This window comes from Streptomyces gilvus (genome assembly GCF_022513565.1).
GTDB lineage: Bacteria > Actinomycetota > Actinomycetes > Streptomycetales > Streptomycetaceae > Streptomyces > Streptomyces gilvus.
Window position 1 is genome coordinate 1 of record NZ_JAKWBE010000092.1, and the last position, 392, is coordinate 392.

Sequence of the window (392 nt, forward strand, 5' to 3'; positions counted from 1 at the left end):
CTGGTCGGCCACTCCTACGCGGGAGAGGTCGTCAGCCAGGTCGCCGCGAAGACACCGAAGGTCAAGGCCCTCGTGTACGTGGCCGCTGTCATCCCCAAGGCGGGAGAATCCGCCGGCGCCCTGATCGGACAGTTCCCCGGCTCCCGGCTCGTCGCCGAGAACTTCCGCACCGTCCCCCTGCCCGGCGGTGACACCGACGTGTACCTCAAGCCCGACAAGTACGGGACCGTGTACGGCAACGGGCTGTCGCCGTCGGCCATCCGCACCGCCTCGGTGACCCAGGAACCCATCGCCCTCTCGGCGTTCACCGACAAGGCCACGGTCGATCCGCCGGCGAAGACGCCGAAGTGGGCGGTCGTCTCGACCGAGGACCACGCCGTGCCGACGGCCGC

General features: G+C 70.2%; 1 protein-coding gene. It reads left to right on the plus strand.

From position 1 onward, the window contains the following. The coding region (locus MKW14_RS40760) for an alpha/beta fold hydrolase (RefSeq protein ID WP_374116671.1) at nucleotides 1-392 on the plus strand (392 nt) is incomplete at both ends.